This window comes from Scandinavium sp. UTDF21-P1B (assembly GCF_040750395.1).
Classification (GTDB): domain Bacteria; phylum Pseudomonadota; class Gammaproteobacteria; order Enterobacterales; family Enterobacteriaceae; genus Scandinavium.
Map to the genome: position 1 here is coordinate 39862 of NZ_JBFLVD010000026.1, position 22960 is coordinate 62821.

Below are 22960 nucleotides of genomic sequence, written 5' to 3' on the forward strand. Positions count from 1 at the left end.
CAAAACGAGCCCGCAACGTAGCGAATGCTATTGTCAGATGCAATCAGTCAGATCAGAAAACTTCCTGTTATTTCCGAAGGTTACTTTTCCGCCACCAGCGGATCGCCGCAGTGTACGCAACGATAAACGGCCTCACCGCGCAGGACGCGATTATGGCGCCGTACGGTGAGCTGGTGCTGCTGGCAGCCGCAGCGGTAGGGGAAGGTATTTTTGCGAACGGACGCCAGCTCAAACTGATGTGTCCGGCGGGCGGGAACGCCGAGTACGCTCTCCATCATCCACTTCCATTCTTTGCCGTGGGGTGCTACGCGGCCAAAGCGCTTCCAGACCAGCAGATGCGCCAGTTCGTGCGGCACCACTTCGTCGATAAACGCCTGCTGGTTTTCCATCAGCAGTACGGGGTTGAGGCGAATTTCGTAGTTTTCCAGCCAGGCCGTGCCCGCTGAGGTACCGCGCTGTTGCCAGGTCAGTTTGGGTTCCGGGTAGTCGCGGCCAAGCTTCAGGTTAGCCTGAGCGAGTTTTTCCCGCAGGCTGCGCATAACGGCTTGCTGAATGGCGATGGGAAGGCGAGGGGTTTTCATGGAGCCTGAGAATAAAACGATGGACGGGGGAGTGCAAGAGGCGGTATCGCCCGGCGGTGCTGCGCTTGCCGGGCCTACAAATGTGGGTCTGTAGGCCGGGTTAGCGCAGCGCCACCCGGCACCTACAGCAACTGAAACTTAATTATGCGCGCCAATCTCGCGCAGTGGACGGCCTTTCATCAGGTTACGTTCGATATGTTCCAGCGACACGTGTTTGGTTTCCGGTACCAGCCACAGCGTCAGCACGATGAAGAACAGGTTCAGGCCGCCGTAAACCCAGAAGGTATTGGCGTTGCCGAGCGAGTTCAGCATGGTCAGGAAGGTCGCACCGACGATCATGTTGGCAATCCAGTTGGTGGCGGTCGAACAGGTGATACCGAAATCGCGTCCTTTCAGCGGCTGGATCTCAGAGCACAGGACCCAAATCAGCGGACCGGCGCTCATCGCGAAGCCCACGATAAACATCAGCAGCATGGCGACGGCGAAGTACTGCGCGCCAGGCGTGTGGATGCCGTTATGCATCATGGTGCCGAGTACGCCCATGCCGACGGCCATGACCAGGAAGCCGAGCACCAGCGTCGGTTTACGTCCCCAGCGGTCCACAAGGCCAATCGCGATAAAGGTTGCCAGCACGTTAGTCAGGCCGACGATCACCGTGCCCCACATTTGTTCAGTGGTGTTGGCGTAGCCTGCCAGCTCGAAGATTTTCGGCGCGTAGTACATGATGACGTTCATACCGGTGAACTGTTGCATTACCTGTAACAGCACGCCGAGGAACACCGCGCGGCGGAAGTTGCTGTTCTCTTTAAACAGCGCCCAGCCGGACTGCTTCACCTTCAGGCTTTCACGGATCTCTTCGAGCTCATTTTTTGCTTCGGCGCTGGTGTCACGCAGGCGTTGCAGTACGCGTTCGGCATCATTAAACCGGCGTTTAGCAGCGTACCAGCGTGGGCTGTCCGGCAGGAAGAAGACGCCAATCAGCAGCAGAACGGCAGGGATGATAATTACGCCGAGCATCCAGCGCCATGCGCCGCTGTAGCTAAAAGCGGTATCGGAAAGGTAGGCCGCGAGGATCCCGATAGTGATCATCAGCTGGTACATCGAAATCATGCTGCCGCGAATTTTCTCTGGCGCGATTTCAGACAGGTACAGCGGCGCGGTGTAGGAGGCAACACCGACCGCCAGGCCCAGCAGTACGCGGGATACCAGCAGCACTTCTACGTTCGGCGCGGCGGCGGAGCAAAGCGAGCCCGCCACGAACAGGATCGCGCCGATCATCAGGCTTTTTTTACGGCCAAGACGATAAGAAAGCCAGCCGCTGCCGACGGCACCCACCGCGGCACCGAACATCATCGAGCTGACTACCCATTCCTGGGTGTGTGAGTCAATCTGGAATTCATGGGCGATGAAGGGCAGTGCGCCCGCAATCACGCCAATATCAAGGCCGAACAGCAATCCCGCCAGGGCTGCGAGGAAGCAAACAAAGAACGTAATCGCCTTGTTGGAATACCCCTGTTTTTTATTGACAGGCATTATGCCCTCCAAATGGGTTATCAGTTTTATCAATGTAAAGGGTAGGTTAGGAGGGCGTGAAAAGATGTGAGATAAATCACAATGGTGTAATCGGTTACACAAATGTCAGGTTATGTAATCTTAATAAGATGTTATTTATCAAATAGATATAATTGAATATGCGCACAGATAAATTGCATTTTTGAGACTTACCCGAAACTTGCTGTAACATCACAACAATTGGGTTCTTGCAAAGTAAAAAGTCTCAAAAATGTCCTTGCAGCATTAGTGTAAGCGCTTTCATTGGAAGAATTCAGACAGATTGGCGTGAAGGGGGTTTGCGGGGCGAATGATGGGTTTTTAGCGTAGCAGAAAAGCAAAAGGCCAGCGCGAGGCTGGCCTTTGAAGCAGAAAGCGGCAGGGCTTATTTCAGACCCGCGGCCTCACGCAGCAGGGCGGCTTTGTCGGTTTTTTCCCAAGGGAAATGTTCACGACCAAAGTGACCGTAGGCTGCGGTTTCTTTGTAGATTGGGTGCAGCAGATCCAGCATCTGAATCAGGCCGTACGGACGCAGGTCGAAGAATTCACGCACCAGCAGGGTCAGCTGCTCGGCCGGGACTTTTTCGGTGCCGAAGGTTTCAACCATGATGGACGTCGGTTCTGCCACGCCGATTGCGTAGGAAACCTGAATTTCACAGCGATCGGCCAGGCCTGCCGCAACGATGTTTTTCGCAACATAGCGTGCCGCGTACGCCGCAGAACGGTCAACTTTAGACGGATCTTTACCGGAGAACGCACCGCCGCCGTGACGAGCCATGCCGCCGTAAGTATCCACGATGATCTTACGTCCGGTCAGACCGCAGTCGCCCATTGGGCCACCGATAACGAAACGGCCGGTTGGGTTGATGAAGAATTTGGTGGCGCTGTTCAGCCATTCGGTTGGCAGAACGGGCTTGATGATCTCTTCCATCACTGCTTCCTGCAGGGATTTCTGATCGATATCTTCGGCGTGCTGAGTGGAGAGCACCACGGCATCGATGCCGACGATTTTGCCGTCGTCATACTGGAAGGTCACCTGGCTTTTTGCATCCGGACGCAGCCACGGCAGAGTGCCGTTTTTACGCACTTCAGCCTGACGCTGCACCAGACGGTGTGCGTAGGTGACTGGCGCTGGCATCAGCACGTCGGTTTCGTTAGTGGCATAGCCAAACATCAGGCCCTGGTCGCCCGCGCCCTGCTCCAGCGGATCGGCACGGTCAACGCCCTGGTTGATGTCCGGAGACTGTTTCCCGATTGCGCTCAGTACCGCGCAGGAGTTGGCGTCAAAGCCCATATCGGAATGCACATAGCCAATTTCGCGCACCGTGTTACGGGTGATCTCTTCGATATCCACCCACGCGCTGGTGGTGATTTCACCGCCCACTAAAACCATGCCGGTTTTGACGTAAGTTTCACAGGCTACGCGCGCTTTCGGATCCTGCTCGAGGATAGCGTCAAGTACGGCGTCGGAGATTTGGTCAGCAATTTTGTCTGGATGCCCTTCAGATACGGACTCGGACGTAAAGAGGTGTTTTGCCATGTTTTATTTCACCTGGAAAGAATTCGGTTAGCTCAAACTGTTGTAACTGGATGTTCTGACAGACTTTTAAACCAGAACTTGCCGATAATCACACAAACAGTCTGGGTGTTAATCAGTATAGATGGATTAACATCTGGATGGCTATTTTAGGTCAGAGTTTCGCCCGATTGCCAGTTTTTTTTGAGATGTGTCGCATCTGCGTGCCCGGGAGGCTGGCAATTTTTCCTGACAGCGGTGGAAGCGTGCGCATTAATATTTTGCTTTTTATCCGGGTTCCCGGTATAAAACGCCGCGCGCGGCTCATACCAAAAAAGCGCACGATGCCTGCCTTCGTGTCGCCACTTCCAGCCGGGTTAAGCAGTGTTTTTTTACACGGAAAGTTTGGCTTTGGCTTGTCGCTGGCCCCGGTGGGTTGGTGTGGAGGTGATACGACATAATGAACCATCGTTTTTTGCAGATTCAGTCATGCCGTTCCGGCGTGCATTTATCCCCAGCAGCTTCACTCTCTTCGCATAAAACCTGCCGAAGTTATCCTCATTCGGGCTTATCTCAGGATTCAAGGGCCGGTCAGGCACTCTGATACTGGACAAGGGCGCTCCTGTTGCACAGGGGTTTTCTCGTGGTTTCTCCGGTGGTCCTTCAAACCCCGGGTCTATGTTTTACAATGATATGAACAAGAAACCGGTCGCACAGGCGGGCGTTCAGCATACTCTGCTGAAGCACACGGCTGTTTATGGGTTGTTATCGCTGAGTAACATTGCGATAGTAGTCAACTGTTTTACACTTTTGCCAACATTTGAGGTTCGCTATGTCTGACGACATGTCTTTATTTCCCCTTTCGTCAGCCGGCGAACAGGGTGTACTACGTTCCATGCAGGAGGTGGCAATGAGCTCTCAGGAAGCCAGCAAGATGCTGCGTACTTACAACATTGCCTGGTGGGGCAATAATTATTACGACGTGAACGAGCTGGGTCATATCAGCGTGTGCCCGGATCCCGACGTACCCGAAGCCCGCGTGGATCTCGCTAAGCTGGTGAAAGCTCGTGAAGCGCAAGGACAGCGGCTGCCTGCATTGTTCTGCTTCCCGCAGATCCTGCAACACCGTCTGCGTTCCATTAACGCCGCCTTCAAGCGCGCGCGGGAATCCTACGGCTATAAAGGCGACTACTTCCTCGTTTACCCGATCAAGGTGAACCAGCACCGCCGCGTGATTGAATCCCTGATCCACTCTGGCGAACCGCTGGGCCTTGAAGCCGGTTCGAAAGCCGAGCTGATGGCGGTGCTGGCGCATGCCGGCATGACCCGCAGCGTGATCGTCTGCAACGGCTACAAAGACCGCGAATATATTCGCCTGGCGCTGATCGGCGAGAAGATGGGCCACAAGGTCTATCTGGTTATCGAGAAGATGTCCGAAGTTGCTATCGTGCTCGAAGAAGCTGAACGTCTGAACGTGGTGCCACGCCTTGGCGTACGTGCTCGTCTGGCTTCACAGGGCTCGGGGAAATGGCAGTCCTCCGGCGGTGAAAAATCCAAATTCGGCCTGGCGGCAACCCAGGTGCTGCAGCTGGTGGAGATCCTGCGTAAGCACAATCGTCTGGACAGCATTCAGCTGCTGCATTTCCATCTCGGTTCACAGATGGCGAACATTCGCGATATCGCCACCGGCGTGCGTGAGTCTGCCCGTTTCTACGTCGAGCTGCATAAGCTTGGCGTGAACATTCAGTGCTTTGACGTAGGCGGTGGCCTGGGCGTCGATTATGAAGGCACTCGTTCGCAGTCTGACTGTTCGGTGAACTACGGCCTCAATGAATACGCTAATAACATCATCTGGGCGATTGGCGATGCCTGTGAAGAAAACGGCCTGCCGCATCCTACGGTGATCACGGAATCTGGTCGTGCCGTTACCGCGCACCATACCGTGCTGGTGTCTAACATCATCGGCGTTGAGCGTAACGAATACACCACGCCGTCTGCGCCAGCTGAAGATGCGCCGCGAACGCTGCAAAATATGTGGGAAACCTGGCAGGAGCTTCATGAGCCGGGCGGGCGTCGTTCGCTGCGTGAGTGGCTGCACGACAGCCAGATGGATCTGCACGATGTCCATATCGGCTACTCTTCCGGGGCCTACAGCCTGCAGCAGCGTGCCTGGGCTGAGCAGCTCTATTTGGGGATGTGCCATGAGGTGCAGAAACAGCTCGACCCAAGCAATCGCGCCCATCGCCCAATCATTGATGAACTGCAGGAGCGCATGGCGGACAAAATGTACGTCAACTTCTCGCTGTTCCAGTCAATGCCGGACGCGTGGGGGATCGACCAGCTGTTCCCGGTACTGCCGCTTGAGGGCCTGAATCAGGTGCCGGAGCGCCGCGCGGTGCTGCTGGACATCACCTGTGATTCCGATGGTGCAATCGATCACTACATCGACGGTGACGGCATTGCCACTACCATGCCAATGCCGGAATACGACCCGGAGAACCCGCCAATGCTGGGCTTCTTTATGGTTGGTGCTTACCAGGAAATCCTCGGTAACATGCACAACCTGTTCGGCGATACCGAAGCGGTGGACGTGTTTGTCTTCCCTGACGGCAGCGTGGAAGTGGAGCTTTCCGACGAAGGCGACACCGTGGCGGACATGCTGGAATACGTGCAGCTGGATCCGAAAACGCTGCTCACTCAGTTCCGCGATCAGGTGAAACAGACCGGCCTGGACGACGCGCTGCAGCAGCAGTTCCTCGAAGAGTTTGAAGCGGGTCTGTACGGTTACACTTATCTGGAAGACGAGTAACCCCGGGCGCTTGACCCGGTCAGAATTTTGGCGATAATCGCCTTAACAAGCAGTACACACGAATCGATCCCTTCCTCGTCGGGCCTAACGACGCGGAAGGGATTTTTTTTCATCTGTCATAAACACCCGACGGTATACGAGGTCATTTTTATGAGCACTTTGGGTCATCAGTACGACAACTCTCTGGTATCGAACGCGTTTGGTTTCCTGCGTCTGCCGCTCAACTTCCAGCCATACGACAGCGACGCTGAGTGGGTCATCACCGGCGTGCCGTTTGATGCAGCCACCTCCGGTCGTGCCGGTGGCCGCCACGGCCCGGCGGCGATTCGCCAGGTGTCCACTAACCTCGCGTGGGAACACAATCGCTTCCCGTGGGACTTTGACATGCGCGAGCGCCTGAAAGTCGTGGACTGCGGCGATCTGGTTTATGCGTTTGGCGATGCCCGTGAAATGAGTGAAAAATTGCAGGCGCATGCAGAAAAACTGCTGGCGGCCGGCAAGCGCATGCTCTCTTTCGGCGGTGACCACTTCGTGACGCTGCCGCTGCTGCGCGCTCACGCCAAACACTTCGGCAAAATGGCGCTGGTGCATTTCGATGCGCACACCGACACCTACGCGAACGGCTGTGAATTTGACCACGGCACCATGTTCTTTACCGCGCCGAAGGAAGGCCTGATCGATCCGAACCACTCTGTGCAAATCGGCATTCGTACCGAGTTCGACAAAGACAACGGCTTCACCGTGCTGGATGCGGGTCAGGTAAACGATCGCGGCGTGGACGATATCATCGCTCAGGTTAAGCAGATTGTTGGCGATATGCCGGTGTATCTGACTTTTGATATCGACTGTCTGGATCCGGCGTTTGCACCAGGCACCGGTACGCCGGTCATTGGCGGCCTGACGTCCGATCGCGCCATCAAGCTGGTGCGCGGCCTCAAAGATCTGAACATCGTCGGTATGGACGTGGTCGAAGTGGCCCCGGCGTACGATCAGTCTGAGATCACCGCGCTGGCAGCAGCAACGCTGGCGCTGGAAATGCTTTATATCCAGGCGGCGAAGAAAGGCGAATAAGCCTTACGCGCTGATGGCTGCTGCGCGACGCATGCGCAGCAGCAACATTCCTCCGGCCACCAGGGTCACAACCTGCGACACAACCAGCACCGAAAAGCCGGAGCTGACCGATCCCACCGATTTCATCACCACGCCCATCAGCAGCGGAATAAACGCGGCGCAGATATTCCCGATTCCATTGATGATCCCATAGGCGCTACCGACCGCCTCCCGCGCGGCGTGATGCTGGAGCACGGCAGGAATGGCGGCACCCTGTAGCCCCCAGAAGACGTTAGCGGAAAGCATAAACAGCGCCAGCCACGCAGCCTGATGGCTCAGCATCAGCGCAATCACGGACAGCGCCGTCAGCAGGCCGCCCATCACAAACAGCATTGGTGCCTGTTCCGGGCGCATTTTGTCGAGCAGCACGCCACCCAGAAACTTGGAACCCAGGCTTAGCAGAAAGGGAATAGCCGCCAGCATTCCCGTCGCATGCAGCGAGAAGTGGTGTTCATCGCGAAGCCACGCGGGCAGCCACGCGCTGCTGCCCCACAGATAGCTCAGGGTGGCGATTTCAACCAGCAGGATCCAGCCCAGCAGCGGCGTTTGCCAGGCAAGCGTGAACGTCTGCACCAAACCCGGTTTTTTGCTCTTCGTGACGAGGTGCGGCGCAGGCAGAAAGCGCCAGATAAGTCCGCCACCCAGCAGCAGATTCATCGCCGCCAGCGCATAAAATGACCCCGCCCAACCGAAATGCGCCATCAGCCAGGTGACCAGCGGAAAGCCTACCGCCAGGCCGAGAGAGACGCCGAGCGCGGTAACCGCATTGGGTTTGCCGATTTCCTCCGCGTTGAAGTTATCGCTGATAAAGCGCGTTTTCAGCGAGAAGAGCGGCCCCTCGGCAATGCCCAGAATCACGCGCGCGACGAGCATTCCCATCAGCGAGCCGAGCAGAGGTGAAATAGCGCAAACGAGGGCCCAAATCGCAATGCTGCTTAATAATCCCTGCCGATAATGCAGCTTGCTTTCGATAACCGGCGTTAATAATAAGGCGGAGAAACCATAACCCAGAAGAAAGCAGGTCATGAGCATTCCCTGTAACATTCTGTTTTCATTTAGCTGAAAATGTTCAGCAAAATCCGGGTTTAAAATCATCACAGAGATATTTACCCGGTCGATGTAAGAAATAATAATGAGCAATAACAGTGCTATCGTGCCTTGCCATCTTGCCGTCATCATGCCCACCTTAAGATTTTATCTGGTTATATTTTTATCACAGTGATTGTCACGCAGCTAAAATGATTCACCTGTGAAACTTATTGATTATAAAAAATAAAAATAAATGCTGTTTCACAGGTGAAACTTCATGGCTGCCTTTTCCTTTATTTTTAAGGAACAAAAAGAAAAGAAGTCAATATCTATTTATTAAATTCAAAGGACATCAAAAAAACGTATTCATTCACGCCTGAAAAATGAAAATTTCATATCTCTGCATTTTTTCGTGATCCTTTGCACACTTAGTTAATTAATTGCTGATCGGTTAACAACTTTGTCACATTGGCGCTTGACGAAAGGTTCATCGCTTTTATATTGACCGTATTAAATAAGAAACAGAGTTTCATATATGAAACAAGAGCCTGGAGGATCGCGATGAGCTGGATAGGCGTATGTGACGCAGAGCAAGTACAGGAAGATTTCCCTTTTAGCGGCAACGTCGAAGGTAAAGAGATCGGCGTTTATTTGATTGACGGTGAATATTACGCGCTGGAAGACGTATGCCCGCACGCCTATGCGCTACTGAGCCAGGGCTTCGTGGAAGACGGCAAAGTGGAATGCCCGCTGCATGAAGCGGTGTTCGACGTCAAAACGGGCCAGTGCCTGCACGGCCCCGGCGGCCGCAACCTCAACCGCTACCCGGTTCGGGTATTTGAAAACCAAATCCAGATTACCTTTGTCGAGGAGACCGTGGCATGAGCGATACCCTGAACTTCAACCCGGCGCTGCCGGAAAGCCGCCAGTTTACCCCGCCGGCCGAGGGCGGCAATGGCGCTATCCATAAGCCGGGTGCTTACCAGAATCTGATCTGGCAAACACGCAGCCGCGCGCCGGAAAACTGGGAAGTGAGCCTCATCGCTACGCTGGAAGACCTCTTTGAACAGGGCGCCGAAGCATTACCGGAGCTGGTAAACGGGCTGAACGCGGTGCGCATGCACGATCAGCAGGGCGAGCCGTGGAGCGAGGCCAGCTTCCAGGCATTCTTACAGGTTAACGGGTACTGAGGACAACGCGATGACGACTACCGTACAAAATTATCTCGATAAAGGACTGCGCGGCCTCTGGTATCCGGTGCTGGCCAGTTGGGAAGTGCAGTCTGCTCCTGTGGGCATTACCCGCCTGGGCGAGCAGATTGTGGTCTGGCGCAATAAAGATGGTCAGGTGCAGGCGCTGGAAGACCGCTGCCCGCACCGTGGCGCACGCCTGTCGATGGGCTGGAACCTCGGCGACCGCATCGCCTGCTGGTATCACGGCGTGGAAGTGGCGGGTAACGGCGAGGTGAAAGATGTGCCTGCGGTGGACAAATGCCCGCTGGTCGGCCAGCAGTGCGTGCGTAGCTACAACGTGCAGGAGGCGCACGGGGCCATCTTCCTGTGGTTCGGCGTTACCGCTGACCAACAGCCGGACGAACTGAGCTTCCCGGATGAACTCGCCGACACCGACAATTTCAGCAACTTCCTCTGCACCGCCGCGTGGAAATGTAATTACCAGTACGCGCTGGAAAACGTGATGGACCCGATGCACGGCACCTATTTGCACTCCTCTTCGCACTCGATGGCGGAAGGAGATCGCAAGGCCGACATGGTGCTGCAGCCCACCAAAACCGGCTTCATCTTTGAGAAAAAAGGGCAGAGCGGCGTCAACTTCGACTGGGTGGAGCTGGGCAACAGCGGCGCGTACTGGATGCGCCTCTCCATTCCTTATAAGAAGCGTTTCGGGCCGGGCGGCCACTTCTTTATCGTCGGCATGGTGGTGCCGGAAGATAACGACAACTGCCGCGTCTTCTTCTGGCGTATCCGCCGCGTGCAGGGCTGGCAGCGCGATATGTGGCGCTTTATGTACCGCAACCGTCTGGAAAAGCTGCACTGGGAAGTGCTGGAGCAGGATCGCGTGGTGCTGGAAAGCCTGGCGCCCGATGCCCGCGAACATGAGTACCTCTACCAGCACGACGTCGGCCTTTCACGCCTGCGCCGCATGATGCAAAAAGCGGCGAAAGATCAGCTGTCCGCGCGTGAAGAACAGCAGGGAGCCGCCTGATGAATGGGCTGCTGAGCGGAAAGCGCATTGTCGTCACCGGCGCCGCGCGCGGGCTGGGCTATCACTTTGCCAGAGCCTGCGCGGAGCAGGGAGCGGCGGTGGTGATGTGCGACATCCTTCAGGGGGAACTGGCTGAGCGCGCACACGGCCTGCGTGCACAAGGTTTTACGATCGAATCTCACGTTATCGATCTGGCCGATCCTCAGTCCATTGAGCAGGTGTTCAGCACGATTGGCGAGCGAGGCCAGATTGACGGGTTGGTGAACAACGCGGCGATGGCGACCGGCGTGGGCGGCAAAAATATGCTCGATTACGATCCCGGTCTGTGGGACCGCGTGATGAGCGTGAACGTCAAAGGTACCTGGCTTGTGACCCGCGCCGCTGTTCCGCTGCTGCGCGAAGGGGCAGGGATCGTGAACGTAGCTTCCGATACCGCGCTGTGGGGCGCACCGCGCCTTATGGCCTACGTGGCCAGTAAAGGTGCCGTGATTGCCATGACGCGTTCGATGGCGCGCGAGCTGGGCGAAAAACGCATTCGTATCAACGCCATTGCGCCGGGGTTAACCCGCGTCGAGGCGACGGAATATGTTCCGGCCGAGCGCCATCAGCTTTACGAAAACGGGCGCGCATTAACGGGGGCCCAGCAACCGGAGGACGTCACCGGCAGCGTGGTCTGGCTGTTAAGCGATCTGTCGCGGTTTATCACCGGGCAGCTGATTCCGGTCAACGGCGGTTTTGTCTTTAACTAACGGGTGAAGCGATTATGGCAAACGATCAGGAAGTGAAGTACCTGGTGCCGGGGCTGGAGCGCGGTTTACAGCTGCTTTTGGCCTTCGGCGAGCAGCATCGCGAACTGACCTTTGCCGAGCTGCACCGGCTGGTGGATATGCCGAAGGCCACCGCCTACCGGGTGGTACAGACGCTGGAATATATGGGCTTTCTGGAGCGCAATACGCGCACCAATACCTTCTCGCTAGGCATGAACGTGCTGCGCCTTGGCTTTGAGTACATCGCCTCGCTGGATGTGGCGCAGGTCGGCCAGCCGGTGATCGAACAGCTGCGCGACGTCAGCCAGTGCAGCAGCCATCTGGCGATCCGCGACGGACGCGACATTATTTATATCGCCCGCGTTAGCGCCGCCGGTTCGCGTATCAATCAGGTCAGCATTGGCACCCGTTTACCGGTGCACTGCACCTCGCTGGGCCGCATGCTGTTGACCGATATTTCCCGCGCTGACTTTGAGCAGCTGTTCCCGCACGAGCGCCTGCCGGGCAACATGCCAGGGCAGCTTCACGACCGCGAAGCCCTGTGGCAGATGGTCCAGCAGGACAAAGCCCGCGGGTATGTGATCGGCGAATCCTTCTTCCGCCAGGGCATCTCCTCCATTGTCTATCCGGTGTATGACCGAAGCCATCGCGTGGCGGCGGTGGTGAGCATCCTGGTCCCGTCGGAGGAGATCCCGCAAACCGATCGCGAACGCCTGCAAAACGACGTCCGCCTGGCGGCGGATAAAATATCTGGCTTCTTAGGTTATCTGTCACAGGCCAGTTAAATCAGCAAGTTAACGTCAGGCGCTTCGCTGCGTCGGGCATGTTTTACGCCCAATTTGGGCCAGAAGAGGCAACGAACGATGAGTGTAACCGGAATTGAAAAGCTGGAATTTGGCGTTGAAGACCTGACGCACTGCGCCAAATTTATGCGTGATTTTGGCCTGACGGGCGATGCCAGCGGCCAGCGTTTTACGACCTTAAGCGGCGCGCGCGTGGAGCTGAACCCCATCGACAGCCCCGATCTTCCCCCTGCTTTTGAAGCGGGCAACACGCTGCGACGTATGACCTGGGCGGTCGCCACGCAGGCCGATCTGGATGCGCTACGCCCGAAGCTTGAACAACAGCCCGGCTTTTGTGAAGTGGGCGACGGGCTCGAGTGCCTCGACCCGAACGGCATGACGCTGCGCGTGCAGGTGAGCCAGCAAAGCGACGTGGAGATGAACGTCGAACCCATCAATCAATGGGGCGATGTCCGCCGTATCGATACCCCAAGCCCGGTTTACGACCGCGCGCAGCCGATTAATGTCGGCCACGTGGTGTTCTTCGTGGAAGAGCTGGCGGCGGTGGAAAAATTCTACCGCGAGGTGCTCGGCTTTCAGGTTTCCGACCGCTATATCAACCGCGCCGTGTTCCTGCGCTGCGGCGTGCGCGGCGGCCATCACAACCTGTTTCTGCTGCAACTGCCGAATCGTAAGCGCGGCCTGAACCACGTGGCCTTCACCGTGCGCGATATTCACGAGGTGATTGGCGGCGGTATTGCGATGAATAAAAACGCCTGGAGCACCTTTATTGGGCCAGGCCGTCATCCGGTGTCATCGGCGTACTTCTGGTACGTTAACAGCCCGACCGGCGGCGCGTTCGAGTACTACACCAACGACGACTACCTGACCGAAAACTGGCAGCCGCGTGAACTGGAACACTCTCTGGTCTCCTTCACCGAATGGGCAGTGGAAGGCGGCATCGACCACGATACCCGCCGTCAGCAGAAAAAGCCGGAGGCGGTATGACCTCGCGCATGGTGATTATCGGTGGCGGTCAGGCGGGCGGCTGGGCGGCGAAAACCTTGCGCGACGAGGGCTTCGACGGTGAGATTTGCGTGGTAGCGGAGGAGGCGTGGGATTTCTACGAGCGCCCGCCACTCTCCAAAGCCTCACTCCTGGAGCCAGACGCGCAGCTGCCGCGGCTGTTTTCTGAAGAGGCGCAGCAGGCGCTGAGCCTGACCTGGTTCCGACCGTTGCGAGCAGAACAGATCGATCGCGGCGCGAAAACGGTACGGTTAAGTAACGGCGAGCAGCTGAATTACACCGCTCTTCTCATTGCCACCGGAGGGCGGGCGCGCCTGCCGGGTGAGGCGTGGGCCCGTCACCCGCAGGTCTATACCTTACGCCACTGGCAGGATGCGCAGCGCCTGAAAGGTCGTCTGGCTGAAAGTAAAAAGCTGGCCATTATCGGCGGCGGCTGGATTGGCCTGGAGATTGCCGCCTCGGCACGTAAAAGCGGCGTGGCGGTCACGCTGTTCGAGCAGCAGCCAGCGTTGTGCATGCGCTCGGTCAGCGGCGAGGTTTCTCAACGCTTAGAGGCTCTCCATCGGGAGCAGGGCGTGGACATCCGTACCGGCTGCGGCGTGCTGGAGCTGGAAGATGACGGCGGACTTCCGGTTATTCACTGCGACGGCAAACGTGAAACCTTCGATGCGGTGGTGGTGGGGATCGGCGTCGATCTCAATCTGGAATTGGTGCGCGATGCCGGGCTAAAAACCGAACGTGGGATCGTGGTGGATGCGCAAGGACGCACGTCAGATCCGTTTATCTTCGCTGCGGGCGATGTGGCTCAGCACCACCATTACGGCCTGTGCATCCAGTCCTGGGCCTTTGCCCAGAATCAGGCGGTGGCGACGGCGAAAGCGATGCTCAACTCTGATGCGCCGGGCTACGACGATGCGCCGTGGCTGTGGTCGGATCAATACCAGCACAACATTCAGATCCTCGGCATTCCGCAGCCGGGGAGCACAACGATAGCGCGTGAAGAGTCGCTGTTCTTCTCGCTGGACGAGAACGGGCGGCTGACGCAGCTGGTGGCATTTAACGATGCGCGCACCGTCAAGCTGGCGAAGCGCTGGATGGCGGCCGGACGGGATCTATTTGACGTGCCGCTCGCCGACCCGACTTTTTCACTGATGTCACTGCGATAAAAAACGCGCGCCCGTAGGGGGAGACATGACCACATTCGAGACCAACACCGCGCCCGTTGAGGCAAGCGGTGAGGGCACCCGCACGCCCGAAAAGGCGGTGCGCTGGGCCATTCCGCTGTCGCTGCTGGCCTGCGTACTGCTGGCGTTTTTCGACAAAATCAGCATTGCGGCGCTGTTTTCTGACGGCCATTTCCAGCAGGCGATGGGGATTGATTTTGACACCACGCGCCTCGGCATTCTGATGAGTGCCTTCCTGCTGAGCTATGGTTTTTCGTCGGTCTTTTTAAGCGGTTTAGGCGACAAAATTGCGCCGCTGCGCCTGCTCACCGGGATGATGGCGGTGTGGTGTGTGCTGATGGTGGCGATGGGCTTTACCCATAACTACACGGTGATGATCGTGCTGCGCATTCTGCTTGGCGTGGCGGAAGGGCCGCTGTTCCCGCTGGCGTTCGCTATCGTGCGCCATAACTTCCCGCAGCATCTGCAGGCCCGCGCCACCATGCTCTGGCTGCTGGGAACGCCGGTCGGTGCCGCGGTTGGTTTTCCGCTCTCCCTCTGGCTGCTGAATACTTTCGGCTGGCAGAGCACCTTCTTTGTGATGGCGATGCTGACCGTGCCGGTGCTGCTGTTTGTTCGCATCGGCCTGCGTGGGATCCGTCTGGAGGCGAAACCCGGTGCTTCACAGGCGTCACAGGATGAGCGCCGTGCGGCACGACGCGAGCTGTTTGTCAGCCCGCACTTCTGGATCATCTGCATCTTTAACATCGCCTTTCTTACCTATCTGTGGGGCATTAACGGCTGGCTGCCGGGCTACCTGATTAAAGGCAAAGGCATTCATCTGGAGCACGCGGGCTGGCTGTCGTCGATGCCGTTTATCGCCATGTTGGTGGGCGAAGTGATTGGCGCATGGCTTTCGGACAGGGTCGATAAACGCGCGGCAGCCTGCTTTATCTCAATGGCGGGTGCGGCGGTGGGGCTGGCTGCGGTGATGCACCTTACTACTCCGCTGACCATCATCGCGGCGATGAGCTTCAGCACCTTCATGTGGGGCACGGGCGCACCCAACATTTTCGCTCTGCTGGCAAAGGCCACCCATCCACGGGTGAGCGCCACGGCGGGCGGTATTTTCAACGGGCTGGGAAACTTTGCGGGCGCGCTGTCGCCAGCGGTGATGGGCGCTCTAATCGCCTTCACCCACAGCATGGATTCCGGGCTGATTTTTCTGGCGGTGATGGCGGCGGTGGGCTGCGTCCTGTTACTGCCGCTGCTGAGACGTTACTGAGGAGAGTGTTATGACTGATTCAACCGTAACCCATACATCAGGTATCAAGCCTGACCACCTGACCATGGAAGAGTGGATCGAATCGCGCATTGCGCGCTTCGAAGGCCGCAAATATGACTGGAACGCGCTGAAGTTCCAGGCCGATTTCGACCCGAAATACCGTCGCGCACAGATGCGCTATATCGGCACCGGGGCAACGGGCGTGGCGAACGATAGCAATACCGTTCAGGCGGACCATTTTACCTTCTCCACCATGGTGCTGCCGTCGAAGTGTGAAGGGCCGCTGCACCTGCATGACGACGTGGAAGAGGTGTTCTTCATGCTCAAAGGGCAAATCACGCTGATGATTCAGGACGGCGACAGCTATACCGAAACCGTGCTGCGCGAGCGTGACCTGATCTCCGTACCTGCGGGTATTTATCGCGGCCTGTTTAACCACGGTGAAGAAGAGGCGCTGATGTGCGTCATGCTGGGGACCAACAAGCCGGAAATCCCGACCTATCCAGCCGATCATCCGCTGTCGAAAGTGAAGCGGAACTAAGGGGGCACGATGACGGGTTTTCGTGAACAGGGAAGCGGCATTCCGCTGATGCTGCTGCACGGTATCAGCTCGGGCGCGGCCTCCTGGCATAAGCAGATGGCGCTGAAGGGTTTTCGCGTGCTGGCGTGGGACATGCCCGGTTATGGCGAAAGCCCGATGCTGGCGGTGGAGCGTGCAAACGCCGGTGATTACGCCGACGCGCTGGCGGCAATGCTTGACCGCGCGGGCGCCTGGCAGGTGGTGCTGGTGGGCCATTCTCTGGGAGCGCTGGTTGCCAGCGCCTTTGCGGCGAAGTTCCCGGAACGTGTCCTGCACCTGGTTCTGGCAGATGCCGCGCAGGGCTACGGGCAGGCCACGCCGGAGCAGCGTGAACAGATCTGGCGCAGCCGCGAGCAGCAGATGGCGCTGGGCGGCGAAATCATGGCGCAAACACGCGCCGCGAAGCTGCTTCACCCTGGCGCGCGTGCGGAGGATATCGCCACCGTTGCTTCTGGCATGCGCAGGCTGCGTCCTGAAGGTTACCTCGCTGCCGCGTGGATGCTGGCCCACGACGATATTCACGGCTGGCTGAAGCGCTATTCAGGCAGTTTTGAAGTCTGGTGCGGCGAGCAGGATGCGATTACCCAGCCTGAGCTGGTTCAGGGACTGGCGCTGCGCTATAGCATGCCCTTTATCGCCATCCCGCAGGCCGGGCACGCCAGCTATCTCGATAACGACGCGTTTTTCAACCAACAGCTTTTACGTATTAACGAAGAGGTGCGCGATGAATGCACAAATTGATGGGCGCGTAGCGGTAGTCACCGGCGGTTCTTCCGGCATTGGCTTTGAAACCCTGCGTCTGCTGCTGGGCGAAGGGGCAAAGGTGGCCTTCTGCGGGCGCAACCCGGACCGGCTCGCCAGCGCACATGCGGCGCTGCAAAACGAATACCCTGACGGGGAGATTTTTTCTTACCGCTGCGACGTGCTGAAAGCCGATGAAGTGCAGGCGTTTGCAGAGGCCGTGAAAGCCCGCTTTGGCTCGGTAGATATGCTGATCAACAACGCCGGACAAGGTTACGTGGCGCACTTCAATGACACCCCGCGCGAGGCGTGGCTGCATGAAGCCGAGCTGAAGCTGTTCGGCGTGATCAACCCGGTGCAGGCATTTCAGGTGCAGCTGGAGCAGTCCGATATCGCTTCCATCACCTGCGTGAACTCATTGCTGGCGTTGCAGCCGGAGGAGCACATGATCGCCACCTCCGCTGCCCGCGCGGCATTGCTGAATATGACGCTGACCCTCTCGAAAGAGCTGGTGAGCAAGGGCATCCGCGTGAATTCCATTTTGCTTGGCATGGTGGAATCCGGGCAGTGGCAGCGACGCTTTGAGAACCGTGCGGACAAAAATCAGAGCTGGCCGGAGTGGACGGCGGATATCGCCCGCAAGCGCGGCATCCCGATGGCGCGCCTTGGCAAACCGCAGGAGCCCGCTCAGGCGCTGCTGTTTCTCGCCTCGCCGCTGGCCTCGTTTACCACCGGTGCGGCGCTGGACGTTTCCGGCGGCTTCTGCCGCCATCTGTAAGGACGCATCATGAAAACGATCATGCTCATTGGTTTTGGTGCGATGGCTCAGGCGGTGATTGAGCGCCTGCCTGATGGCGTTGCTATCGGCTGGATTGTGGCGCGTGAGCCGCACCATGCTGCGATTCGCCAGCAGTTTGGCGATGCGGTGATGGCCCTGACCTCGCCGTTGGACTGCGAGGAAACGCCCGATCTGGTGCTGGAATGTGCCAGCCAGCAGGCGGTGGCGCAGTATGGCGAAGACATTTTACGTCGCGGCTGGCATCTGGCCGCAATCTCCACCGGCGCGCTGGCGGACAGCGCACTGGAAGCGCGTCTGCTCAACGCTGGCGGCAAGCTGACGCTGCTCTCCGGGGCCGTAGCGGGTATCGACGGTCTGGCGGCGGCGAAAGAGGGTGGGCTGGAGCGCGTTACCTATCAGTCACGCAAAAGCCCGGCCAGCTGGCGCGGCAGCTACGCCGAGCAGCTTATCGATCTTGATGCTGTATCCGAAGCACAGATCTTCTTTGAAGGTAGCGCCCGCGAGGCGGCACGTCTGTTCCCGGCCAATGCCAACGTGGCGGCGACCGTGGCGCTCGGCGGTGTGGGGATGGACGACACCCGCGTACAGCTGATGGTCGACCCGGCAACAAAACGCAACACCCACACGCTGCACGCTGAAGGCGTGTTCGGCGAATTTCACCTGGAGCTGAGCGGCCTGCCGCTTGCCAGCAATCCGAAAACCTCCATCCTGGCGGCACTCAGCGCGGTACGTGCCTGCCGTGAACTGGCGCAACGCTAAGGAGCCACTATGGATGAGCTGAAGATATTTATTGGTGGCCGCTGGCAACAAGGCGGCGGCAACCCGATGCAGAGTCTTTTTCCCGCCGACGGTTCGCTTAACGCCACCCTGCACGCCGCGAGCCTTGACGATCTCCAGGAGGCGATTGAGGCCGGAGAGCGCGCCTGGCGCGAGCCCACCTGGCGCAACAGCCTGCCGCACGTTCGCGCGAAGATCCTGCATAAGGTGGCGGATCTGATTGAATCCCGCGTTGATGAACTGGCGCGGATGCAGAGCCGCGATAACGGCAAGCCGCTGGCGGAAGCACGCGGTCTTGTGATGAGCGCAGCGGGAACAGCACGCTACTTCGCTGCCGCCTGCGAGCTGCTGGAAGGTGAACTCCCGACGCCGCGCCAGCCCGATCTGCTGACCCTGAGCTGCTATGAGCCGCTCGGCGTGGTGGCGGCCATCACGCCGTGGAACTCGCCGATCGCCAGCGAAATGCAAAAAGTGGCTCCGGCCATTGCCGCCGGTAACGCGGTGCTCCTCAAACCCGCAGAAGCCACGCCGCTGATGGCGCTGGAGCTGGCGCGTATTTTTGAACAGGCCGGGCTGCCAGCGGGGTTGCTGAGCGTGCTGCCGGGCAAAGGCTCGGTGATTGGTGATGCGCTGGCGCGTCACCCGAAGGTGCGCAAAATCTCCTTTACCGGTGGCACCACCACCGGACGTCATCTGGCGCACGTGGCGGCGGAGAAACTGATCCCGGCATCGCTGGAGCTCGGCGGCAAATCCCCGACCATCGTACTGGAAGATGCTGACATCGAGCAGGCCGCGCGCGGCATCTGCTACGGCATTTTTAGCTCGGCAGGGCAAGCGTGCATTGCCGGTTCGCGGCTGTTTATCCACGAGAGCATTTACGCTCCGCTCATGGCGCGGCTGCTGGAGTTAACCCGTGGCTTGCGCGTCGGTCATCCGTTTACTGACGGCACTCATGTAGGACCGCTGATTAACGTCAGGCATCGCCAGAGCGTGCAGGACTATGTAGAGCTGGCGAAGCGTGAAGGGGGCCGCGTGCTGTGCGGCGGAGAGATCCCTGCCGATCCGCAACTGACAAACGGCAGCTTCTTCCTGCCCACAATTATTGAAGGACTCACCAACGGCGCGCGCGTCTGCCAGGAGGAGATCTTCGGCCCGGTGCTGGTGGCGATGCCGTTTAGCGATGAGGCGACGCTCATCCGCGAAGCAAACGACTCGGTATACGGCCTGGCGGCAGGGATCTGGACGCGCGATACCGGGCGTGCCCTGCGTTTGAGCGAGCAGCTGGAAGCGGGCACGGTGTGGATCAACACCTACAAAGTGTTTGCGATTTCGACCCCGTTCGGGGGCTTTAAAGAGAGCGGCCTGGGCCGCGAAAAGGGCATTCAGGGGCTGAAAGCCTGGATGCAGCAAAAGAGCATTTATCTGGCGACGGGTAACAGCGTCAACCACTGGTGCGACTGAGAAAGGGTGAGCAATGAGCGAAATGATAACCGTCGGCGACGCCATCGCCAGAACGCTGGAGCAGTATCAGGTTGGGGCCATCTACGGCGTCATCTCCATTCACAATTTGCCGATTGCCGATGCTGTAGGGCAGCGCGGCAACATCCGCTTTGTGCCTGCACGCGGCGAGGCGGGTTCCGTTACCATGGCCGATGCCCACGGGCGTTTTTCCGGCCTCGGCGTGGCGCTGACCAGCACCGGCGCAGGGGCGGGGAATGCGGTCGGTGCGCTGGTGGAGGCAATGAATGCCTGCACGCCGTTGCTGCATTTAACCGGGCAGGTGGAGAAAGCCTGGCTGGATGCCGACACCGGTTTTATCCACGAAACCCGCGACCAGCTGACCTTCCTGAAGGCCAGTTCAAAACGTGCGTACCGCATCAGCAATGCCAGCCAGGCGATAGCAATCCTGCATAAAGCGATTCAGGAAGCGCAGACGCCGCCGTGCGGGCCAGTCTCTGTGGAAATTCCGATTGATATTCAGGGGGCGAAAATTCCGCTGTCGCTGGTGACAGCACCGGTAAAAGCGTCTTCGGTTTCAACCCTTGATGCCACGGTTGTCGATACGCTGTGGGCGCAGCTTAAGCAGGCGAAACAGCCGCTGCTGTGGCTGGGCGGTGGAGCGCTCGGAAGCGCTGATGCAGTGAAAAAACTGGCGGATGCGGGCATGACCGTTATCTCCAGCACCCATGCGCGAGGCGTGCTGCCGGACAGCCATCGTGCCAGCCTGCGGGCGTTCCATAATTCGCCGTCGGTTGAGGCGCTTATCGCCCGGTGTGATTTTACTCTGGTGGCGGGTTCACGCCTGCGCAGCAACGAAACGCGATCCTGGACGCTGGAGCTGCCGCATCCGCGCATACAGATTGATATCGACCCGGCGGCGGCGAGCCGTAATTATCTGATGGATAACACGCTGGTCGCTGACTGTTCCGCGCTGCTGAGCGCGCTGGCTGAAAAAGCGCAGGGGCGCGAATGGGGTAATTCCACGTGGGATACGCAGGTACAGGATGCGGTGACGAAAGCAGAGCAGGGACTGCGCGAGCAGTGCGGCGCCTATGCGAAGCTCAATGATGCTATTGAAAACGCGCTGCCGACGAATGGCCTGCTGGTGCGCGATATTACCGTGTCCGGCAGCCTGTGGGGCAGCCGCCTGTTCCGCGCCAACGGCCCGTTGATGAATATTCATTCCCTCGCGGGGGCGATTGGCATGGGCCTGCCGATGGCGATTGGCACCGCCATTGCGAATCCACAGCGTAAGGTGGTGGGGCTGGTGGGCGATGGCGGCCTGAGCCTGAACCTGGGCGAACTGGCGACGCTGGCGCAGGAGAAAGCCAACGTGACGCTGCTGGTGATGAACGATGGCGGTTATGGTGTGATGCGCGGTATTCAGGATAAGTACTTCGGCGGGCGTCAGTATTATAACGAGCTGCATACGCCGGACTTTACCCATCTGGCGCAGGCCATTGGCTTACAGGCGTGGAGCGTTGAGCGGGCAGAAGATTTTGACGCCGTAATGACGGAAGCGCTGGCGATGCCGGGGCCGTCGGTTGTGGAAGTGCGGATGGGGCAGATTGGCGCGCTGAAGTTTGCCGGGCCGCCGCAGAAAACGCTTTATTAGCTGTTAATTGCCCGGCGGCGCTGCGCTTGCCGGGCAGTGCCGGGCGGCACATTTGTGTTTGCCCGGCCTGGATCATTCCTGCCCGTTTACTTAATTCCGTCCGCCTTCATGCGATCGCGGATATGCTGGGCGCGCTCTTCAGATGCCGGGTGATCGTCAAGCATTGAGCTTTGACGACCGGCTTCCAGCTTCGCCAGTTTTTCAAAGCTGGTGGCAAGACCCGCCGGGCTGATCCCGCGTTTGCGCAACAGGTCGTAAGAGTAGTCGTCCGCTTCGGATTCCTGACGCTGGGAGAACTGCGCGTTCACCAGTTTTTCGCCAAGATCGCCCAACTGTGACTGCGACAGGCTGCCAACAATGCCACCCGCGGACGCTGCGGCAACGCGCACGGCATTGGTGCCGAGCTGAACCTGCATCCCTTTCTTCACGTGTCCAAGTGCGACGTGGCCCATTTCGTGGCCGATAACCGCTTCCACTTCGTTATCGGTCATCAGATCCATCAGCCCGCTGTAGACGCGGATACAGCCGTTGGCCATGGCGAAGGCGTTGACGTCTTTGGTGACGTAAACCTTGTAGTTCACCGGCTGACCATTGATGTTATCGCCCAGCGCGGCGGCAATTTTGGCCAGGCGCTTTGCGTATTCGCTGCTGGAGGGCGCGATGGTTGCTTTGCTGTCCATTTCCTGACACGCCTGGTCGCTCAGGGTTTTCACCTGCGCATCGCTGAGCGTGTAGGCCTGGAATGCCTCTGCGCCAGAACTCATCAGGCCGTTTGAATCCATGTTTTGACAGCCAGTCAGAACGCTCGCTATCCCAAGAGCCAGTACCACCGAGTGCAGTTTCATCATTCATTTTCCATCATTATGAATCGCCAAAGTCTTAAATATTCCGTTAATCGAAGCCACGGAATATTACCAAAGTATAAAGAAAATAATGACAAGGCGGCGAGGGGATTGCGCAACGCGCCGCCACAATCCGGAGATTTCCCAGGCACCGCGCGGATGCTCCATGTACATGGCCTGCCGCTTGGGTTACATTGTTGTCACTTTTTTCCGGCGTAGCCTAAAACGCGCGGTCGTCAAGCCGTTTTGGCGTTGCCTTCAACA

At 58.3% G+C, this 22960-nt stretch carries 23 protein-coding genes; 18 read left to right on the forward strand and 5 right to left on the reverse strand.

The window, feature by feature from the left end; all coding sequences use genetic code 11:
* Positions 1–80: 80 nt before the first annotated feature.
* The 3 genes from AB1287_RS19195 to metK all read right to left on the reverse strand — a co-directional run bounded on the left by AB1287_RS19195 (position 81) and on the right by metK (position 3672).
* The gene (locus tag AB1287_RS19195; protein ID WP_312629943.1) at positions 81–581 is read right to left on the reverse strand and encodes a SprT family zinc-dependent metalloprotease; all 501 of its coding nucleotides are present in this window, start codon (positions 579–581) and stop codon (positions 81–83) included.
* Between the two features lie 138 nt (positions 582–719).
* Entirely contained in the window at positions 720–2135 is a 1416-nt protein-coding gene (locus tag AB1287_RS19200) for a sugar porter family MFS transporter (protein ID WP_312629955.1), read from the reverse strand.
* A gap of 382 nt (positions 2136–2517) precedes the next feature.
* Entirely contained in the window at positions 2518–3672 is a 1155-nt protein-coding gene (gene metK / locus AB1287_RS19205) for a methionine adenosyltransferase (protein ID WP_312629945.1), read from the reverse strand.
* A gap of 436 nt (positions 3673–4108) precedes the next feature.
* On the opposite strand from metK, the gene AB1287_RS22490 reads away from it, so the two are divergent.
* The 4 genes from AB1287_RS22490 (at position 4109) to speB (ending at position 7528) form a co-directional block, all read left to right on the forward strand.
* Positions 4109–4252 carry a hypothetical protein gene (locus tag AB1287_RS22490; RefSeq protein WP_436799854.1) on the forward strand — a complete coding sequence of 48 codons (144 nt, stop codon included), beginning with the start codon at positions 4109–4111 and terminating at the stop codon, positions 4250–4252.
* Positions 4253–4341: 89 nt separating this feature from the next.
* A complete protein-coding gene (gene yqgB / locus AB1287_RS19210; protein ID WP_312629956.1) occupies positions 4342–4488 on the forward strand; it encodes an acid stress response protein YqgB in 147 nt (48 codons plus the stop codon).
* Entirely contained in the window at positions 4481–6457 is a 1977-nt protein-coding gene (speA, locus tag AB1287_RS19215; protein WP_435618789.1) for a biosynthetic arginine decarboxylase, read from the forward strand. Before yqgB ends, speA begins: the two co-directional genes overlap by 8 nt.
* 150 nt (positions 6458–6607) lie before the next feature.
* Positions 6608–7528, forward strand: a complete 921-nt coding sequence (gene speB / locus AB1287_RS19220) for an agmatinase (RefSeq protein ID WP_312629947.1) — start codon at positions 6608–6610, stop codon at positions 7526–7528.
* A gap of 3 nt (positions 7529–7531) precedes the next feature.
* Here speB and AB1287_RS19225 read toward each other — a convergent pair whose 3' ends face one another.
* On the reverse strand, positions 7532–8743 hold the full coding sequence (locus AB1287_RS19225) for an MFS transporter (protein ID WP_312629958.1): 1212 nt from the start codon (positions 8741–8743) through the stop codon (positions 7532–7534).
* A 414-nt stretch (positions 8744–9157) separates the two neighbouring features.
* On the opposite strand from AB1287_RS19225, the gene AB1287_RS19230 reads away from it, so the two are divergent.
* The 14 genes from AB1287_RS19230 (at position 9158) to AB1287_RS19295 (ending at position 21854) form a co-directional block, all read left to right on the forward strand.
* Positions 9158–9481: a Rieske (2Fe-2S) protein gene (locus tag AB1287_RS19230; RefSeq protein ID WP_013098654.1), complete on the forward strand. Its 324-nt coding sequence runs from the start codon at positions 9158–9160 to the stop codon at positions 9479–9481.
* Entirely contained in the window at positions 9478–9786 is a 309-nt protein-coding gene (locus tag AB1287_RS19235) for a recombinase-like helix-turn-helix domain-containing protein (RefSeq protein ID WP_312629949.1), read from the forward strand. The genes AB1287_RS19230 and AB1287_RS19235 overlap by 4 nt, the downstream gene beginning before the upstream one ends.
* Positions 9787–9796: 10 nt before the next feature.
* Positions 9797–10819, forward strand: a complete 1023-nt coding sequence (locus tag AB1287_RS19240) for a Rieske 2Fe-2S domain-containing protein (RefSeq protein WP_435618790.1) — start codon at positions 9797–9799, stop codon at positions 10817–10819.
* Positions 10819–11568, forward strand: coding sequence for an SDR family oxidoreductase (locus tag AB1287_RS19245; protein ID WP_435618791.1), 750 nt, complete (start codon positions 10819–10821; stop codon positions 11566–11568). Before AB1287_RS19240 ends, AB1287_RS19245 begins: the two co-directional genes overlap by 1 nt.
* Before the next feature lie 14 nt (positions 11569–11582).
* The gene (locus AB1287_RS19250) at positions 11583–12371 is read left to right on the forward strand and encodes an IclR family transcriptional regulator (RefSeq protein WP_435618792.1); all 789 of its coding nucleotides are present in this window, start codon (positions 11583–11585) and stop codon (positions 12369–12371) included.
* A gap of 78 nt (positions 12372–12449) precedes the next feature.
* On the forward strand, positions 12450–13376 hold the full coding sequence (locus AB1287_RS19255) for a VOC family protein (protein ID WP_435618793.1): 927 nt from the start codon (positions 12450–12452) through the stop codon (positions 13374–13376).
* Positions 13373–14560 carry an NAD(P)/FAD-dependent oxidoreductase gene (locus AB1287_RS19260; protein ID WP_435618794.1) on the forward strand — a complete coding sequence of 396 codons (1188 nt, stop codon included), beginning with the start codon at positions 13373–13375 and terminating at the stop codon, positions 14558–14560. The genes AB1287_RS19255 and AB1287_RS19260 overlap by 4 nt, the downstream gene beginning before the upstream one ends.
* Before the next feature lie 25 nt (positions 14561–14585).
* The gene (locus AB1287_RS19265) at positions 14586–15842 is read left to right on the forward strand and encodes an MFS transporter (protein WP_435618795.1); all 1257 of its coding nucleotides are present in this window, start codon (positions 14586–14588) and stop codon (positions 15840–15842) included.
* Between the two features lie 10 nt (positions 15843–15852).
* Positions 15853–16383, forward strand: coding sequence for a cupin domain-containing protein (locus AB1287_RS19270; protein ID WP_435618796.1), 531 nt, complete (start codon positions 15853–15855; stop codon positions 16381–16383).
* 9 nt (positions 16384–16392) lie between these two features.
* Entirely contained in the window at positions 16393–17163 is a 771-nt protein-coding gene (locus AB1287_RS19275; RefSeq protein ID WP_435618797.1) for an alpha/beta fold hydrolase, read from the forward strand.
* Positions 17147–17941, forward strand: coding sequence for an SDR family oxidoreductase (locus AB1287_RS19280; protein ID WP_435618798.1), 795 nt, complete (start codon positions 17147–17149; stop codon positions 17939–17941). Before AB1287_RS19275 ends, AB1287_RS19280 begins: the two co-directional genes overlap by 17 nt.
* A 9-nt stretch (positions 17942–17950) precedes the next feature.
* Positions 17951–18721, forward strand: coding sequence for an aspartate dehydrogenase (locus tag AB1287_RS19285; RefSeq protein WP_435618799.1), 771 nt, complete (start codon positions 17951–17953; stop codon positions 18719–18721).
* A gap of 9 nt (positions 18722–18730) precedes the next feature.
* Positions 18731–20200, forward strand: coding sequence for an aldehyde dehydrogenase (locus tag AB1287_RS19290; protein ID WP_435618800.1), 1470 nt, complete (start codon positions 18731–18733; stop codon positions 20198–20200).
* 13 nt (positions 20201–20213) lie between these two features.
* Positions 20214–21854 (forward strand): thiamine pyrophosphate-binding protein, encoded by a 1641-nt coding sequence (locus AB1287_RS19295; RefSeq protein ID WP_435618801.1) that lies wholly within the window; start codon positions 20214–20216, stop codon positions 21852–21854.
* Between the two features lie 86 nt (positions 21855–21940).
* On the opposite strand, the gene AB1287_RS19300 is transcribed toward AB1287_RS19295, so the two are convergent.
* Complete coding sequence (locus AB1287_RS19300; RefSeq protein ID WP_312630032.1) at positions 21941–22699, reverse strand: M48 family metallopeptidase; 759 nt, start codon at positions 22697–22699, stop codon at positions 21941–21943.
* Positions 22700–22960 lie beyond the last annotated feature (261 nt).

Excerpts from the sequence above, each read along its gene's own strand:
- AB1287_RS19260 (WP_435618794.1), top strand. The coding sequence starts at position 13,373 with ATGACCTCGCGCATGGTGATTATCGGTGGCGGTCAGGCGGGCGGCTGG.
- metK (WP_312629945.1), bottom strand. The coding sequence starts at position 3,672 with ATGGCAAAACACCTCTTTACGTCCGAGTCCGTATCTGAAGGGCATCCA.
- AB1287_RS19285 (WP_435618799.1), top strand. The coding sequence starts at position 17,951 with ATGAAAACGATCATGCTCATTGGTTTTGGTGCGATGGCTCAGGCGGTG.
- AB1287_RS19275 (WP_435618797.1), top strand. The coding sequence starts at position 16,393 with ATGACGGGTTTTCGTGAACAGGGAAGCGGCATTCCGCTGATGCTGCTG.
- speA (WP_435618789.1), top strand. The coding sequence starts at position 4,481 with ATGTCTGACGACATGTCTTTATTTCCCCTTTCGTCAGCCGGCGAACAG.
- AB1287_RS19195 (WP_312629943.1), bottom strand. The coding sequence starts at position 581 with ATGAAAACCCCTCGCCTTCCCATCGCCATTCAGCAAGCCGTTATGCGC.
- AB1287_RS19250 (WP_435618792.1), top strand. The coding sequence starts at position 11,583 with ATGGCAAACGATCAGGAAGTGAAGTACCTGGTGCCGGGGCTGGAGCGC.
- AB1287_RS22490 (WP_436799854.1), top strand. The coding sequence starts at position 4,109 with ATGAACCATCGTTTTTTGCAGATTCAGTCATGCCGTTCCGGCGTGCAT.
- AB1287_RS19270 (WP_435618796.1), top strand. The coding sequence starts at position 15,853 with ATGACTGATTCAACCGTAACCCATACATCAGGTATCAAGCCTGACCAC.
- AB1287_RS19265 (WP_435618795.1), top strand. The coding sequence starts at position 14,586 with ATGACCACATTCGAGACCAACACCGCGCCCGTTGAGGCAAGCGGTGAG.
- AB1287_RS19225 (WP_312629958.1), bottom strand. The coding sequence starts at position 8,743 with ATGACGGCAAGATGGCAAGGCACGATAGCACTGTTATTGCTCATTATT.
- AB1287_RS19300 (WP_312630032.1), bottom strand. The coding sequence starts at position 22,699 with ATGAAACTGCACTCGGTGGTACTGGCTCTTGGGATAGCGAGCGTTCTG.
- AB1287_RS19235 (WP_312629949.1), top strand. The coding sequence starts at position 9,478 with ATGAGCGATACCCTGAACTTCAACCCGGCGCTGCCGGAAAGCCGCCAG.
- AB1287_RS19280 (WP_435618798.1), top strand. The coding sequence starts at position 17,147 with ATGAATGCACAAATTGATGGGCGCGTAGCGGTAGTCACCGGCGGTTCT.
- yqgB (WP_312629956.1), top strand. The coding sequence starts at position 4,342 with ATGAACAAGAAACCGGTCGCACAGGCGGGCGTTCAGCATACTCTGCTG.
- AB1287_RS19240 (WP_435618790.1), top strand. The coding sequence starts at position 9,797 with ATGACGACTACCGTACAAAATTATCTCGATAAAGGACTGCGCGGCCTC.
- AB1287_RS19290 (WP_435618800.1), top strand. The coding sequence starts at position 18,731 with ATGGATGAGCTGAAGATATTTATTGGTGGCCGCTGGCAACAAGGCGGC.
- speB (WP_312629947.1), top strand. The coding sequence starts at position 6,608 with ATGAGCACTTTGGGTCATCAGTACGACAACTCTCTGGTATCGAACGCG.
- AB1287_RS19230 (WP_013098654.1), top strand. The coding sequence starts at position 9,158 with ATGAGCTGGATAGGCGTATGTGACGCAGAGCAAGTACAGGAAGATTTC.
- AB1287_RS19245 (WP_435618791.1), top strand. The coding sequence starts at position 10,819 with ATGAATGGGCTGCTGAGCGGAAAGCGCATTGTCGTCACCGGCGCCGCG.
- AB1287_RS19295 (WP_435618801.1), top strand. The coding sequence starts at position 20,214 with ATGAGCGAAATGATAACCGTCGGCGACGCCATCGCCAGAACGCTGGAG.
- AB1287_RS19255 (WP_435618793.1), top strand. The coding sequence starts at position 12,450 with ATGAGTGTAACCGGAATTGAAAAGCTGGAATTTGGCGTTGAAGACCTG.